This is a genomic window from Candidatus Nitrospira salsa (assembly GCF_965152625.1).
Genome location: NZ_CBCUCO010000004.1, coordinates 334,180 through 350,303 on the forward strand (window position 1 = coordinate 334,180; position 16,124 = coordinate 350,303).

The window sequence follows — 16,124 nt, forward strand, 5'->3', positions numbered from 1 at the left end:
GGGCCCTCACCACTTCGAAAGTAAACTTCCCAATATGGTAAATGATTTTCGTCGTGCCAACGGTTCATAGACACCTCTGAGTACCCAAACGGTTCCCTTGACCGTTCCTGATACGATATTGGCTATCCCTTCTATCAAAGCACAGCCAGGAGCGGTTATGCCCATGAACACAATCATCAGCATACTGACTCTCAAATTTGATTTCGCCTGTGCCCATGGCCGGTGAAATATTTCTGTAATTAATGTTGCACGACACATGATTCCTCACAGCACTTGCGAAAACTCGTATACAATACACCTCCACGACAGCACAGGTTCTAATAACATGAGCCGTTTTATCTTTGGGTATTCTCTTGAAGGAACTGGAGAGGCGTGTGATGATGCGAGGATTTTTTCGATTGTAAAATAGCGCATATGTTCAATATTCTCAAATACGATTTATGAAACAATTCAGTCAGAGCGGATGGGGACATTGGTGTATCTTAGGAACGATGGGCCTCCTCGCATTCTTTTACAATATTTCGTCTTCGTTATTTGGAGTGACGGAAGGTCTTTATGCATCCGTGACCGAGACGATGGTGCGTACGGGTGAATATGTTCATCTTAGTTTGCATGGTCAGCCGTATTTGAATAAACCTCCGATGTTTTTTTGGCTCCAAGCCGTCTCCACCAAATTTTTGGGTTGGCATGAAACGGCCTTGCGGTTACCGTCAGCACTGTTTAGCTTTGGAACCGTGGTTATCACGTATTGGCTAGGTAGGACATTGTTTTCGGCCACAGCCGGATTCTGGGCCGCATTCGTGACGCTCACGTGTTATGTCTCGTTGTGGTTTGGGGGCATGGCCATTATAGATCCCGTCCTGACATTTTGTATGACCTTGGGAGTACTAGGATTGGTCCGAGCTTATTTTCAAGAAGGGACAATTTGGTGGTACAGCATTGGATTTGTCGCATTGGCGTTTGGGACGATGGTAAAAAATTTTCACGCCTTGACTCTACCGGTTTTACTTTTCTTCACGATCCTGTTGATACGTCGGGATTCCGCGCCCTTGAAAACTCCCTCTTTTGGGGCGGGAGTGTTGAGCGCTGTCGGACTGCTTGGATTGTACTATGCCTACTTAGGGGGAGAATTTTTCCAGCATTATATCTTGAAAGAAAACTTACTCCGAATGACGAGAATAGCCGGAGATACCCAAGGCAGCATACTTGATGGGTATTTCGGAAAGCGCCCAATTGTTTGGTATGGCATTGTGATTTGGTTTGACTTTTTTCCGTGGTCAGTCCTGCTTCCGTCCGGCTTGCTTCTTCTTTGGAAGCAGAGATCATTGACGGATTCTCCACGAGAAATGTTTCTCTTGATTTGGGTAGTGGGTTATTTTCTCGCTTTTTCTTTGTTTCCTGAAAAGCATGAACGATATTTAATGCCCATGGTTCCAGGAATCGCGGTGCTGGTCGGGTATTTCTATTATCGTGTCCTTGAGAGGGAAGATTTCAACGTGTGGGAGACATCTGTGTTTCAACGTATGCTCGGACTCTTAAGTTTTCTCTGTCTCGTCTTAATTATTGTTGCGCCATATTTACTGAACAAAAAATGGAATGTCCCGTTTGATGTCTTTCCGTTGATGTACCAAGTCCCCATGTTTGTTGGGGCTGGCCTGTTGTTGTATGCAGTGATCAAAGCTCGGGAAATGCTCGCACTGAAGATGGTAGGAATGTTAGCCGTTGGTCTGATGATTGGTATTGTTGTATTCATCGTGCCAGGTATTCATGCCGTTGCTTCATCAAAGCATATGATGATCGAAGTTCAATCATTTTTAAAAAACCCCGATGATCCAATTCGAACCTTCCAACATTGGAACTGGCGAAGTGATGAGGATCTCTACTATTGGCTGCATGTGCATAAACACCAAGGGATGGTTGGTGAGGGGTTAAATGATGAAGAGGCGTTGGCAGCCGTGCGACAAGAAATTGAAAGGTCGGGTGAATTAGTTATCCTGATGACGGAACCGCAATATCAAGAAATTATCAATCCAGCGCCTGGGTTAACGTCCAGGATTCTTCGGGAATTTCTGAGGCCGAAGACAAAAATTGTGCTGGTCTCGATAACATAAAGTGTCCTTAAATGGTGCGACCTTCTTTGAGGTTTGGTTCACCCCAGAGAGGATGATTCTCGGACATGGCTTCACCCCAATAGGCCCTGGCCAATGTGATGTCGAGTGATTGCGCCTGCCTAAAGGCCTTTTTCGCATCATCATATTGCATATTATATTGCATATTGTGAAGGAGACGTACGCCTTGAAGAAACCCATGGTTGGGCTTCTGGTGTTCTGGAGGTCGTGAATTCAATGTGCCCCAGACTAACGGTAACCGGGACGTCTTCTTCTCTTTGTTCTAAAACTTCAGATAATGCCTGAGGGACAGGCAGTAATGGTTTCATGGTGTGACCTTTGAAAGAGCAGACCGGGTATCTGGAACAAAACCTTTGTGGTTAGGCATGGTAATAGCGGGAAGAGTTTGCGCGTTCACAATAGCTGATTCTTCGATGATGCCGTTTCGAAAGAGAATCCATGCGACGACGGCATAGACTTGTTGGGGAGTTAACGACTGAGGAGCGGTAAATGGCATAGCACGGTAAATGTAATCGAACAAGGTTGTGGCAAATGGCCAATAGCTTCCCACGGTCTTTAATGGATTGTCGGTCTGTAACGTATCGTGTCCGCCAATAAGTTTAGGCATGGGTCCTTCAATCCCTGTTGCCCCATGGCAGGATGCGCAGAAGTCCGCGTAGATCATAGCGCCTTCTTTCACGGTGCCTTGACCTGAGGGAAGATTATCACCATTCGGCGAAACCTCAATATCCCATGACTGAATTTCCGGTTGAGTGGCCGGTCGACCAAGGCCATAGGGTGCTCTCTGTTCTGAGTCTGCCGCGACAGATTCAATGGTCACAGACAAGAGCAAGACGACACCAAGAAGCCCTATTTGTAAGAGTGACCACCTGCTAGATCTGAACATTGTGAACTTGCCCTTCTTTGTTCACCTTCCAGCTTTGAATGGCATTGTTGTGATAATAAGAGTTGAATCCACGAACAGCAATGAGATCGGTGAGCGTGGGTTGAACATAGCCCGTTTCATCCTCACAACGGCTTTGAAGAATCGCTTCTTGTCCGCTCCAGTGCCAAGCCAATCGAAATCGGGTGTGGCACATTGGGAGAACGGGTTGCTGCAATTCAGCCGCTTGCCACGATGTTCCGCCATCCGTACTGACGTCGACATGTGTAATCCGTCCACGCCCAGTCCAGGCCAACCCTCGAATCTCGATGAACCCAGGTTGCTCCAATTGTTGTCCGCCAGATGGTGAGGTGATAACCGACTTGGCATCCATTTCAAAAGTAAACTGGCGAGCCGTTCCATCAGGCATCAGGTCGGTATATTTTGATGTTTCTTCGCGAGTCATCGCCGGATTGGCCATCAGCTTGAGACGACGCAGCCATTTTACACAGGCATTGCCTTCCCAGCCGGGAATAAGCAGTCGTAAAGGATAACCTTGCTCAGGTCTCAAGGGTTCGCCATTTTGCGCATAGCAAAGCAAGGTGTCTTTGGGAACCATTGCCAGAGGTATGCTGCGGGTTAGGGCGGCGGCATCACTGCCTTCGGCCAGGACCCAGGAAGCTTCCGGTTGTATGCCGGCTTCTTGAAGCACCGTTGATAAGGCGACGCCGGTCCACTCACTGGTGCTGGTCAGGCCGTGAGTTTCTTGTACGGTGCTGCCTTTCGGGCCATTCCACTCCTTTCCTGAATTCCCCGAACATTCAATAAAGGCCAGGCGCGACTGAGCAGGAAATCGTTTGAGTTCCTCTACAGTAAACATCATGGGTTGATGGACCAACCCATGAACTAAGAGACGATGTCTTTGAGGGGCAATGAGCGGGACTCCATTATGATGTCTTTCAAAGTGGAGCGCCGACGGTGTGATGATCCCGGATAGCTGCTGCAGTGGCGTCAATGATCGTGTGGAGGAAGTTAGTCGTTGGGCCTGCTCAAAAACGCTACGGGTGCCATAGGAAGAAGCTAGGGATCCAGGGGTTCGAGTTGGATCTTTGGGAGAAGAGGAGGCCGCAACTGTCGCTGATGGGAAAAAAGCGTGAACAGCGGCAATCCCCAGTACCGATGACCCAGTTGCCAGAAATGTCCGGCGGTCAAGCAAAGATTTAGATTCACGTTTCTCTGAGGCCTCAGCAGAATGAGACTCAGTCGCTTTGGCTAGAGGGTGATCGTCATTTTTCATAAGAATCTCCTGATTCTAGATGCGTCTCAATTCTTACATTATAAGAATCGTTGGGCTATGACTTCCACTGAATTCATGGAGTCGATAATGAGCATGAGGAAAACCTTTACGAATATGCCTGGTGAAGTCAAACGAGATGGGCAGGATCTGAGAAGAAGCGGAAAATGTGCCTATGTGCTACTCCTAGGCTAGTGGATCATGAAGAGTTATCGCGAATCCAATTGCCTGCAAGCTGATAGGCTTGGAACACGATGGCCTGGAAGGCCTTGCACCCTTCACAGGCCTCCACGTTGAACCCTGTTTTCCTAACTGAGAAGGTCGCCTAGGCGACGGTGGTTGCGTGCCTCTTGGTCGGGTTGAAGCGGTTGCCAACGGCGAGACCGGGTTGCCTCTGGAGTGTTGATTACCGGTCACCTAGGCGACGGTGGTTGCATGCCTCTTGGTCGGGTTGAAGCGGTTGCCAACGGCGAGACCGGGTTGCCTCTGGAGTGTTGATTACAGGTCACCTAGGCGACGGTGGTTGCATGCCTCTTGGTCGGATTGAATGGGCCACCAACGATGATCTGTGGATGTCCTCCTGAATTGCTGATTACAGGTCGCCTAGGCGACGATGGTTGCATGGCTCTTGGTCGGGTTGAATGGGCCACCAACGATGATATGTGGATGTCCTCCTGAATTGCTGATTACAGGTCGCCTAGGCGACGGTGGTTGCGTGTCTCTTGGTCGGGTTGAATGGGCCACCAACGATGATATGTGGATGTCCTCCTGAATTGCTGATTACAGGTCGCCTAGGCAGCGTTTTAGTAAAAGAGAAAGTTGTCTTTGAATCGCCGAGTCAGAAATGGATACTCAGTCCGAAGCCGTCATGCTGGGGACCGCGAGTTCCGTTGGTTTTTTATCGGCATCAGTGCTAGTGGAAATACCCGCATGACTGTTCGTAGGCATGATCACATATATCGGTGATTTCACCTGATGTCCATTGGTCATCTGATGTAAACGTCTGATCATCCAATCGGTCAACAGTTGCCCTTTCGGAATCAACACTTTCCCCGTCGTATCCGTAATTGGTTCGCCGACGATCATATTGGGTTCGAGTTGATCTAATGCCAGAGGCGTCAGGGTATGTTTTTGTTCAGGGACAAATACGACATAGAGCGCTTTGAGCACTTCAGGGTCATAGAGTCCTATTCGACTTTCAAGCTCCTGGAAGGCTTCCGCCCTTGGCATGTTACTGGTGCGAAGCGTGTCAAAGTCTAACGCCACTTTGAGGAGACGAGCCCCTAACGGAATGTCGTAGCCTTTGGTTGAGTTTCTGGGAGTTCCAGAGCCATCAAAGTTTTTTAATTGATATTCGATCATCATCGAAACTTCTTTCATTCGAGGAATTCTTGTGAGGAGATCCGCTCCGGTTGGAGGACATTGTTCGTACACTTGTATTTCTTCAGGTGAAAGGGTTTCCCCTTTTTTCATCTTTTCAAACAAGGAACCAGGCGCAATCACATAACCGATTTGTGACAGTGAGGAGGCAATCTCATACTGCCAAATATTTGGCAACTTCATGTATTCTGCAAGGCCTTGCACATAACGTTTAATTCGTGCCGCTTTTCCAAAGGCTTCGGGGTCGATAATGGCTAACACATCGGCCAAGGCTTTGAGGCTTCCGGTCAGCGTTTCTTCTAAGAGTTCCCGTTCAGCATGGATAAGACGATATTGTTGAATCCCATCTGAGACGGCTTTGATTAACGTTTCAGGTGGACAAGGTTTGTTCAAAAATCGGAAGATAGCTCCTTCATTCACGGCGGCCACCACCGCAGTCATATCGGCTTGTCCTGACAGCATGATTCGAACACTGTCAGGGGCGAGATCCTTGACCATCGAGAGAAATTGCGTTCCATTCATTCCCGCCATTCGGAAATCTGAAACGATCACTGGAAAGGGACCATGGGTGGCTAATATCGAAAGTCCAGCCTCCGCTCCCTCAGCAATTTCAACATGAAAGACTTTACGAAGACTTCGTTGGTATCCCTGGAGCACCAACAATTCATCATCAACAAATAGAACTTTTTCCATAACACATTCTCCTTTTACGACATCGATACCTGGCAGATATCTCGCCATGATTGTAGGTGAGCGGTAAGGCCGATGCTGTCAATATACTCGTCCTGAATACCTTGCCCCTCACGTTGTTCGCCGGATTTCTCTTTCTCGGTGTGCAACGCATTTGCGATATGGACGGCTGTCAATGGTGTAAACTGTTGGGTCTCGATAACCTTGGGCTGATGGTGGAATGCCACCGCTTCGACCACCGGATGTCGTAAGCCCCAAAGTCCAAGAAGATAACCCCCTAATTCTGCGTGGGATGCCGACAGAATCTGCCTTTCGGCTTCGTGCAGTGATACCTGTTGCGCGTTCGACAGCTCAATCGCTTCTGCGAAATGATCGGGAAGTTGTGTGGCAAGAAGAAGAATGCCAACATCGTGAAGCATGCCTGCCGCAAGAGTATCGGAAACCAAGTGTTCCTCTAAGTTTTCAGCTTGTGCAATCTTCCAAGCAAAATCTCCCGTTTGAATACTGTGTTCCCATAACGATTCAATCGAAAAATTCGTTGTATGTTTGGGCTTCAGTTCTTCGAATACCTGAACGGTAAGAACAAGAGTCTTGAGCGTTTCGATTCCGAGAAAGGAAATAGCTTGACTGGGACTTGACACCTGCCGTGGCAATCCAAAAAATGCTGAGTTTACCAATTTGAGTATCTTGGCGGTCATGCCCATGTCTTTCGCCACGATGGTAGAGATATGCTCAAGAGTTGATTCTGGATCTTCGAGGACCTGGACTAACTCGGTATAGAGTGAGGGTAAGGTTGGAATACTGATCATTTGAGATGCCAGTTGTTTCAACGTCGGAGCTTCAAGTAGGGCACTCAAGGCGCAGGTACGCGAGATCGTCGTTTTGAGCACTTCAGCATCGCATGGTTTGGAAAGAAACTGGTGGGCGGGGCCGACCGCCTTCAGTATGGTTTCCTCTTCTGCTTGTCCGGTCAACAGGAGGCGCGTGATGTGTGGATATTGGGTTCGAACTTCTGTGAGAAGTTGCACGCCATCCATGCCCGGCATTTTCACATCTGAGATGATGACATCGTACGGTTCTTGAGCAAGACGTTCGAGTGCATCTTGACCATTATTGGCAAAGTCTATATTCCATTCTTCTCGCATCGATCGGAGCATGCGTCGAAGACCTTGCAAGATATTGGAGTCGTCATCTACGAATAATATTCGTCGTTTCATCGTTCTGAATTTTTAGATTTGCGCAAGAGAATTGTCTGACGTTTCTAAGCTCGTCGGGGCGATTGGGAGACGAATAATAAAGGTGGTGCCTTTGCCCTGTACTGATTCCACTGTGAGCGTACCCTGATGTTTGTTGACCACTACGTCGTGGGCAATGGCTAAACCCTGGCCTGTGCCCTTGCCAACGTCTTTTGTTGTGAAGAATGGGTCAAAGATTTTGTGTTGTACGGATTCAGGAATTCCAGGTCCGGTATCGGCAATGCGAATCTCCACGAATGTGTCGTCCTTCGTGGCGGAAATTCGAATCGTCCCTTTTTTGTTGTCTTTATTTTGCTTGCTGATATCGGTAATCGCATGAGTCGCATTGACGATAATATTCAAAAATACCTGATTCAGTTCGCCGGGAAGACAGGGTATCAACGGTAAGTCTTCTTCTAGGTGTTGGTCGATTTCGGCCACATATTTCCATTCGTTGCTCGCGACAGTAATGGTATTTTCTATGGCATGACGCAGGTCCGTCGGTTTCTTCTGCGTGTTTCCCGGATGGGAGAATTCTTTCATAGCTCGAACAATTTTTGCGACGCGATTGGTTCCATCGAGCGATTGTTGAATGGCTTTTGGCACTTCTTCTGTGAGGTATTCCAGGTCGGCTTCTTGGATCGTGGTGCGGAGAGTCGCCAACAGCTCAGGGTCCAAGGCTCCGGCTTCTAAGGCCTGACGTAAAGAACCGTAAGCGGTCAATACCCCGTCAATACTTGAGAAGCTGTCATCAAGAAACTGAAGATTGTCGCTGACAAATTGAATCGGTGTATTGATCTCATGGGCAATGCCTGAAGCCAGATGGCCTATGGATTCCATTTTTTGAACTAAGCTAAGCTGAGTTTGGAGTTGTTTCTTTTCTGTCAGGTCCGTTGCCAGAATCAGGTGACCCGATATTTGCAAGTCTTCTCCCATAATTGGAGTCACGAAGACTTCTAGTATCCCTTCCTGTCCATCTGGTTTGGTATAGGTCACTTCGTTTAGCCAAATTGTTTTTTCAACGGTCAGGCAGTTCAAAATGGCCAGGCAGATGGGTTGCATATCGATGGGAATGCCCGACTCCAAAAATGGTTTTCCTAAGACCTTTTCTGCAGGGAGAGCAAACGCGTTTTTCGCAGCCGTATTCCATTTCATGATACAGTCGTTTCGATCAATACCAATCAGAATGGAGGAAATAGACGAAAGCAGTTTCTCGGTGAATAAGGAAGAGTTTTTAAGGGCTTTTTCGCCATTGATACGTTCTGTAATATCCTTGAATGTGATAACGGCACCTGTGGCGGTATCATTTTCAAGTATCGGAGTGCATGTGTAAGATACTGGGAAGCTGGATCCATCCTTCCGCCACAAAACCTCATCTTCTACAAGTTGGAGTGTTCCCATTTTGAGAGCGGTATATATTCGACATTGTTCCAGAGAAACAGGTGTTCCGTCTGCATTTGAATGGTGAACGACTCCATGCATGGGCTGACCAATCAACTCGTCCGGTTGATAGCCCAACATTTTCCCCGCAGCTTGATTGATAAACGTGGTAGTGCCATTGGCATCCAATCCATAAATCCCTTCTCCAGCTGATTGGAGAATATTTTTGTGGTGTTGACTCAGACGTTCAAGTGCCTGTTCCGCTTGTTTTCGTTCCTCAACTTCTGACGCCAGGGATGTATTCGCATCCGTCAATTCAGCTGTTCGTATTTTGACCTGTTCTTCTAATAGTCTGGAACCACGACGAAGTCGTATAATGACGAAGAGAACTCCTCCAATGCCTAATGCAATGATACTGAGAAAAATCAGGAAGGTTTCTTGAAGATTTTGTTTCGACTGTAGTACCGCATTTTCAAGAGGGTGGATGACTTCTAATACCCCTCGCACATCTCCAACCTTCCAATCCGTTTTAGGGCTTTGGGGGTGTGCATTGTGACAGGCGATGCATGTGTCACGCATGAGATCGGCAGTGGCATATCGCAAAACGCGTTGGCCGTTCATGGAGGAAAATTGAAAAAATGGCTCTTCAGGGTTCAGTCGGAGTTGACGAAGTGCTTCTCGCTCAAAGTTATCCGTCGGTCCTCCGTCAGTTCGTGATGGGAATGGATACTCGCTATACAGTCGAACCCCTCCCCCACCTTTCGATTCGGCAAGGCGTTTGCCTATTAAAATACTGAGTGTGGCTGGAAGCGGAATGGCTCCTTCATGCTTGGTGTAATCATGAAGGATTTCGACACCAACATGAGAAGCACGCGCGACCACTTCTGATGAATACAATGTACGAAATTGAGTCAGAGCTTCGGTATATCGTCTCGTTTCCTCCAAGGCCATGGATTCAACTAAGTTCTTTGATACCGTATTAAATTGATAGAGAATGCCTGTTATGCCTAACAGTAAAAAAAATATTAAGGTAAGGACTGTGCGATCTTTGAAAAAGTCTGACCTATTCGAGTGACTCGTGTTTGATAAACGCTTAGCTCCCATAAATTAACTAGCTATTCAGGAAGGGGCATACGTGTGTTGTATTGAAAGGCCATGATAGGATCCTAGTGTCTTTTCGGTTCAGAAAGGTCATAAATAAAGAGTCATGTTGGAAGAAGGAAGGGCCTGAAATGCCATCGTGACAAAGCATTGGAGTTGCCCGATAGGCCCATGGTAACTAAGGTCAGACGATAAGGTTATGATTATATGGAAAATCTATGCATCATCGTTTTTTTGTGAGAGTTGCCCTATTGGGCAGTCCTTTTTTGATCTTGAAGAGAAATTATTAAAACCCAAAAAGACCTTGTCTATATTCTTCTTACAGGAGGCACGATGGCTATGCTCATGCGGTTAGTATTCTTTGTATGTTTCGTCATGTGGGTTGGTACGGCTCACGTTCAAGCAAAAATCCAAGAGCAGACGATTCCTTACACACACGGCGAGACACAACTTCAAGGGTATTTAGTTTGGGATGATTCGGTGAAGGGCAAACGGCCAGGCATTCTCGTTGTGCATGAATGGTGGGGGCTGAATGCCTATGCGAAAGCGCGAGCGAAGCAGTTGGCCGAAATGGGGTATGTCGCGTTTGCCGCGGACATGTATGGAAAAGGTAAAGTCACTGACCATCCGAAACAGGCCGGAGAGTGGATGAAGGAAACGACGGCGAATGTACAGCGTTGGCAGGCTCGCGCTGTTGAGGGTCTCAAAGTTCTTCAAAAGCAAGAGATGGTGGATGTCGAAAATATTGCCGCTATCGGATATTGTTTCGGTGGTGCCACCGTGACGCAGTTAGCTTATGCTGGTGCCCCAGTTAAAGGTGTGGTCAGTTTTCATGGAGCGTTGCCATTACCAAGTGAAGGTCAAACAATCACCGCAAATGCCAAAGTTCTTATTGCTCATGGAAACGAAGATCCGTTTCTCAAGGAAGACCACATTCAAAAGTTTCGTACTGCGTTAGAAAAAGCTGGTGTGGATTGGCAGATGGTGATCTATGCTGGAGCTCGGCATAGTTTTACCAATCCCGATGCTGACAAGGTTGGAATGGATGCTCTCAAATACAACAAAAAAGCAGATGAGCGTTCCTGGAAACACATGCAACTCTTTTTTGATGAGTTGTTTAAGAATGAGTAAGAATGCAGAGAAAACCCGGAGCCGCATCATGCGGCTCCGAGTGTCGTGAGTGTTATCGGACAGCAATTTGGCGGGGTTTTGCATCTTCCCGCTTGGGGAACTTCACGGTTAAAATCCCATCCGTAAAGGCAGCATCGGCCTTGTCCCATTGTAGGTTCGTCGGCAACCGAAACGATCGTTTAAACGAAGCCGTGTTGACTTCCCGCACGTGATACCTTCGACTGGATTTCTCATCCTTATCATCGCTTTTGGTTTCTTCACGTTTGCCTTCGACCGTCAGGACACCTTTGTCAACTTGAACATTCACGTCTTCGGACTTCCATCCCGGTAAGGCTAAGTCGATTCCAAAGGTATCGGTATCTTCCCAGGCGTTACCGGCTGGAGCCCAACTGGCAACGTCTTGATCAAAAGCCCGGACGGCGTCGTTTAGTAATCGGTCAATCTGCATATCGAATGGAGCATATCGTGTGAGTGTCATGGCACCCTCCTTTTTTGTGTATTGTTGTGAACGGTCTTTTCTGTTTTTCTCTTGCCGGCTTGCCTCTTAGATAAGTCGGGATTGAAAAAAGTCAAGTGTTGAAGGATCGAAAGAATTCATGTGAAAAATAACTTTTCCCATTTCTTGCTAGCAGAACAAACTATTTTTAACCGGTAGCAATCAAGAGATCAGAAGTGCACCATTGGTAGATCTGCCCGAGTATGGCTCATGAGAGTAAACGGAAATGAGGAGAGAAAAGGGAAGGCAAAGAACGAAGTTGAGCTGTATCGGAAATGTGTTTCGTATTGATGAAATTGCTGCCCCCTATGGGGGCCAGAAAGCTGAAGCTAGCTTGCGGGCGTCGGAGCGCTTGAGTTCTTCACCGATGAATTCAGATTGGGGTCTGTCGGAGGTTCATGTGCGTGCTCAGGTGCGCGGGGCTTCTGAACTTTGGAAACATTCGGCTTTGTGTGCGGTTCGGAAATGAGTGCGGGGTAGCCTGTATCCATGTGATGAGACCTCCTGTTGGACCAATAGTGGCCATTTATTTATATCATTAATTAATATTGTCTGCTGTGTTGAGTCTTATGTAAAAGAAAATCATTACCAAAAAGTTGGTATATATTAGGCATGGAAATTTTGACAATTTTATAGCCTCTTGACTCCTCCTCTAGTAGAATTATCTGGTATACTAGGGAATTAATTACGTTGTAGACTGCTTGATGGTCCTCGAACTGTCGAGGATGTCTCGGGCTTATACTCCATTTTGACACAACGCCATCACGTTGAGGTTCACGTCAAGACCGATGTCGAGATTTGAACACGAACAAATTCACCAGCTTCAGGCATACCTGAATCAGCAAATCATCGGGCAAGAAGGGCTTATCCTTCGCTTGCTGATTGCCTTGTTGGCGGACGGGCACCTTCTTGTCGAAGGCGCTCCCGGTCTTGCTAAGACAACGGCAATCAAAACCTTGGCTTCAGGTCTTGAAGCTGATTTTCATCGCGTTCAATTCACACCTGATCTCTTACCTGCAGACATTACGGGTACGGATATTTACCGTCCTCAGGATGGCTCGTTCATATTCCAGCAGGGGCCAGTTTTTCATAACTTGTTATTGGCCGATGAAATTAACCGAGCGCCAGCTAAAGTTCAGGCGGCATTACTGGAAGCGATGGCCGAGCGTCAGGTGACAATCGGACACAAGAGTTATCCCCTCCCCGAACTCTTCTTAGTCATGGCGACTCAGAATCCAATTGAGCAGGAAGGGACCTATCCACTCCCAGAGGCCCAGCTTGATAGATTCCTCATGTATGTGAAGGTGGGATATCCGGATGTAGAAGCCGAGAGAAAAATTGCCAAACTTGTACGTCATCAGGCTCAGGCGTTGTTGACCGATGGCCAGGGAAATCATCCGCCAATTCCGCAGAAAATCATCTTGTCCGCTCGTCAGGATTTATTCACACTTTATTTAGCCGAAAGCCTGGAAGAATATATCGTACAGTTGGTGGTGGCGACTCGTAACCCCACGCCATATAGCGACGAACTTGGGAGATACGTGCGATATGGCGCAAGTCCTCGGGCGACGATCGGTATTGAGCGTTGCGCCAGGGCCCATGCATGGCTGGCTGGGCGTGATTATGTTTCGCCAGAGGATATCCAGGCCATTGCGCCAGATGTGCTGCGTCATCGTATTTTATTGTCGTTTGAAGCCGAAGCAGAAAATATTAGTACTGATCGTGTGATTGCGGAGATTCTCTCTCGTGTGGCCGTTCCCTGACCGAACGATTTCTAAACCGGAACCTGCCTCGAAGACGGATGTCGATTCCGGGACAACCGTTCGTTTGAATGAATTGATTCATGCGCGTCATGCGATTACCGCGTTAGGCATGGGCGCAAAAAAAGGGGTCCATTCACTGTTAGCCGGGGGTGAACGGTCACCGTTCAAGGGGAGAGGCGTCGACTTTGATGAAGTTCGCCGTTATCAATCTGGCGATGATGTACGGTATATGGATTGGCGTGTTACGGCACGTTCAGGCGAACCTCATCTCAAAATATTTCGAGAAGAGCGCGAGCGCCCCGTCTTTGTTGTCGTCGACTATTCCCACTCTATGCTGTTCGGGACAAAAGTCGCCTTTAAGTCTGTTGTCGCAGCGAAAGCTGCCAGTCTTTTGTGCTGGGCATCTCTTCACCGAGGCGACCGCATTGGCACGGTGGTTTTTTCGAATCATGGTCACGAAGAGCGACGTCCGCGTGGTGGAAAATCCGGAGTTCTTCGAGTTCTTGATGTCTTAGCCCGACACCACCAACAGGCCCGACAATCCCAATTTTTCATAGAAGAGCACAGCCGTGCATCCTTTGTGTCGGCCTTGGCACGAGTGACCCGTACGGCACGTCCCGGAAGTCTGATTTTTCTGCTGAGTGATTTTCGAAACATGGGTCCGCAAGTTCTTCCCTATCTGACTCAACTGAGTATCCATCATGATGTCGTGAATGTCTTGATCTTCGATCAGCTAGAACGAGAACTACCTGTTGCAGGAGTTTATCGTGTGACCAATGGATCTGACTTTGGAGTATTCGATTCTCGATCATTGCCGCTAGTTCAAGAGTATCGTCGTCAATTCTCTGAGCGAAGACAGTTTGTAGAACATTTGTGTCGACAGCACGGCATGGGTTTCTTTTCAATTGGAACTCACGAACCCATTGCTGAAACCGTTCTGCAAGGCCTGCGCATAATCGGTGCCCGTCGAAAGCATGTTCCAGTAGGAAATGCACATTGAAAAATGAAAAGTTCAACAATGAGACCGTTCAACATCTAAACAAATATTTTTCAATTTTCATGTTGCATGGCTAACGAGTTTGTCGTATGGACCCTCTTGAACAATTACGTGATCTGCATATTCCTGACCCCGTTTCATTCTGGCCACCGGCTCTCGGATGGTGGGTTGTTCTGCTTCTCGTACTGATTTGTGTTGCGTTAGGGGTGTGGGTCAAGCGGTATCGACAGTCGACGGCTCCTCGTCGAACTGCCTTAGCAGAATTGACTGACTTACAAGTTCAATTTCATGAAACGCAAGATACTGTCAAACTAATGGCAGGTCTCTCGGAATTGCTTCGGCGATATGCGTTGGTCTGTTTCAGTCGTCAGAACGTGGCAGGACTTACTGGAGCAGCCTGGCTCAAGTTTTTAAATGAACACGCCAAGACACCACTATTTGCATCCAAGCAAGCTCAGCTAGCTTTGACGCTTGTTCCTTATGGTGCTCAAGAATCAGTAGAGACTGAAGAAATGATCAATCTTGTTAAACAGTGGGTAAAGCAAACACCAGTGCCTTCTAGGAAAACGTTCGCATGATCTCGCTCGCTTGGCCATGGGTGTTGCTGTTATTCCCGCTTCCCTGGTTCGTTCGACGTTTTACGAAGCCTGTTGAGCAGCTCGCAGATCATTCATTGCGCGTGCCGTTTTTTCAAGAGCTCATGAGCCTGAAAACTGGCGGGCAAGCCCGAAAGCCGGAATCGACTTCTTCAAGACGTTTTTGGATGGGAGTGGTTATATGGACAGTTCTACTTCTTGCGGCTGCTCGTCCGCAATGGATTGGCGACCCGGTCGCTTTACCCGTGAGCGGTCGCGATTTAATGATGGCCGTGGATATATCTGGAAGTATGGAAATTCCGGACTTTTCCTTAGAAGGAGAACAGGTCAATCGATTAATGGTCGTCAAGAAAGTCGCTGGTGAATTTATCCAACGGCGACGTGGAGACCGTTTAGGGTTGGTGTTGTTTGGGGCTCAAGCCTACGTGCAAACACCTCTGACCTTTGATCGTGATACTGTCCAAGCCATGCTGCTGGAATCAGCCATTGGTCTTGCGGGAAAAGAAACAGCCATTGGCGATGCCATTGGATTGGTCATCAAGAGACTCAAAGGCCAATCGCATGAAAACCGTGTTCTGATATTACTGACAGATGGGGCAAATACGGCAGGTGATATTAGCCCCATTCAGGCTGCAAAGTTAGCCGCAGAACAAGGTGTTCGTATTTACACCATTGGCGTGGGGGCCGATCAAATGGAAGTGTCTTCATTTTTCGGCAATCGAATGGTGAACCCTTCGAAGGATTTGGATGAAGACACATTAAAGGAAATTGCCGAATTAACCGGGGGCGTCTATTTACGGGCGAAAGATTCAGTTCAACTTGATGATGTCTATCGGGAATTGGATCGTTTGGAACCGGCAGCCCAAGAGGCTGAACTTTTTAGGCCAACCGATGAGCTATTTCCTTGGCCGCTGGGTCTCGGGCTTTTGCTTTCTAGCTTCATAGCGCTGAATTTTATTCGGATGCCTGTGTTTAGGAGATCGGGTGTCAGGACTGCTTCAACTGCTCATTTGTCTGAATCTCCAGTGAATAGTTCTTAGTTTGGTTAACTCTGAGACCACATCGTATTC

At 47.7% G+C, this 16,124-nt stretch carries 14 protein-coding genes; 6 read left to right on the forward strand and 8 right to left on the reverse strand.

Annotated elements, in window-relative coordinates; translation table 11 throughout:
* Positions 1-6 precede the first annotated feature (6 nt).
* Positions 7-258, reverse strand: a complete 252-nt coding sequence (locus ACWQXP_RS15555; RefSeq protein ID WP_454063789.1) for a hypothetical protein — start codon at positions 256-258, stop codon at positions 7-9.
* Between the two features lie 182 nt (positions 259-440).
* On the opposite strand from ACWQXP_RS15555, the gene ACWQXP_RS15560 reads away from it, so the two are divergent.
* Positions 441-2,111 carry an ArnT family glycosyltransferase gene (locus ACWQXP_RS15560; protein WP_454063790.1) on the forward strand — a complete coding sequence of 557 codons (1,671 nt, stop codon included), beginning with the start codon at positions 441-443 and terminating at the stop codon, positions 2,109-2,111.
* Positions 2,112-2,118: 7 nt separating this feature from the next.
* On the opposite strand, the gene ACWQXP_RS15565 is transcribed toward ACWQXP_RS15560, so the two are convergent.
* From ACWQXP_RS15565 to ACWQXP_RS15590, 6 genes are all read right to left on the reverse strand, one after another.
* Positions 2,119-2,262: a hypothetical protein gene (locus tag ACWQXP_RS15565; RefSeq protein ID WP_454063791.1), complete on the reverse strand. Its 144-nt coding sequence runs from the start codon at positions 2,260-2,262 to the stop codon at positions 2,119-2,121.
* 171 nt (positions 2,263-2,433) lie between these two features.
* Positions 2,434-3,015 carry a c-type cytochrome gene (locus ACWQXP_RS15570; protein ID WP_454063792.1) on the reverse strand — a complete coding sequence of 194 codons (582 nt, stop codon included), beginning with the start codon at positions 3,013-3,015 and terminating at the stop codon, positions 2,434-2,436.
* Positions 3,002-4,288: a sulfite dehydrogenase gene (gene soxC, locus ACWQXP_RS15575; protein ID WP_454063793.1), complete on the reverse strand. Its 1,287-nt coding sequence runs from the start codon at positions 4,286-4,288 to the stop codon at positions 3,002-3,004. Before soxC ends, ACWQXP_RS15570 begins: the two co-directional genes overlap by 14 nt.
* A gap of 849 nt (positions 4,289-5,137) precedes the next feature.
* The gene (locus ACWQXP_RS15580) at positions 5,138-6,358 is read right to left on the reverse strand and encodes an HD domain-containing phosphohydrolase (protein ID WP_454063794.1); all 1,221 of its coding nucleotides are present in this window, start codon (positions 6,356-6,358) and stop codon (positions 5,138-5,140) included.
* A gap of 14 nt (positions 6,359-6,372) precedes the next feature.
* Entirely contained in the window at positions 6,373-7,572 is a 1,200-nt protein-coding gene (locus ACWQXP_RS15585; protein WP_454063795.1) for a response regulator, read from the reverse strand.
* A 12-nt stretch (positions 7,573-7,584) separates the two neighbouring features.
* The gene (locus ACWQXP_RS15590; RefSeq protein ID WP_454063796.1) at positions 7,585-10,074 is read right to left on the reverse strand and encodes a PAS domain S-box protein; all 2,490 of its coding nucleotides are present in this window, start codon (positions 10,072-10,074) and stop codon (positions 7,585-7,587) included.
* Between the two features lie 330 nt (positions 10,075-10,404).
* Here ACWQXP_RS15590 and ACWQXP_RS15595 point away from each other — a divergent pair, with 330 nt between their 5' ends.
* Positions 10,405-11,202: a dienelactone hydrolase family protein gene (locus tag ACWQXP_RS15595; RefSeq protein ID WP_454063797.1), complete on the forward strand. Its 798-nt coding sequence runs from the start codon at positions 10,405-10,407 to the stop codon at positions 11,200-11,202.
* A 52-nt stretch (positions 11,203-11,254) separates the two neighbouring features.
* Here the strand turns inward: ACWQXP_RS15595 and ACWQXP_RS15600 are convergent, their stop codons facing one another.
* A complete protein-coding gene (locus tag ACWQXP_RS15600) occupies positions 11,255-11,680 on the reverse strand; it encodes an Hsp20/alpha crystallin family protein (protein WP_454063798.1) in 426 nt (141 codons plus the stop codon).
* 806 nt (positions 11,681-12,486) lie between these two features.
* Between ACWQXP_RS15600 and ACWQXP_RS15605 the strand changes: the two genes are divergently transcribed.
* From ACWQXP_RS15605 to ACWQXP_RS15620, 4 genes are all read left to right on the forward strand, one after another.
* Positions 12,487-13,461 carry an AAA family ATPase gene (locus ACWQXP_RS15605; protein ID WP_454063799.1) on the forward strand — a complete coding sequence of 325 codons (975 nt, stop codon included), beginning with the start codon at positions 12,487-12,489 and terminating at the stop codon, positions 13,459-13,461.
* A complete protein-coding gene (locus tag ACWQXP_RS15610; RefSeq protein ID WP_454063800.1) occupies positions 13,445-14,461 on the forward strand; it encodes a DUF58 domain-containing protein in 1,017 nt (338 codons plus the stop codon). Before ACWQXP_RS15605 ends, ACWQXP_RS15610 begins: the two co-directional genes overlap by 17 nt.
* 86 nt (positions 14,462-14,547) lie before the next feature.
* A complete protein-coding gene (locus ACWQXP_RS15615) occupies positions 14,548-15,036 on the forward strand; it encodes a DUF4381 domain-containing protein (protein ID WP_454063801.1) in 489 nt (162 codons plus the stop codon).
* The gene (locus ACWQXP_RS15620) at positions 15,033-16,094 is read left to right on the forward strand and encodes a vWA domain-containing protein (RefSeq protein WP_454063802.1); all 1,062 of its coding nucleotides are present in this window, start codon (positions 15,033-15,035) and stop codon (positions 16,092-16,094) included. Before ACWQXP_RS15615 ends, ACWQXP_RS15620 begins: the two co-directional genes overlap by 4 nt.
* The last annotated feature ends 30 nt before the right edge of the window (positions 16,095-16,124 follow it).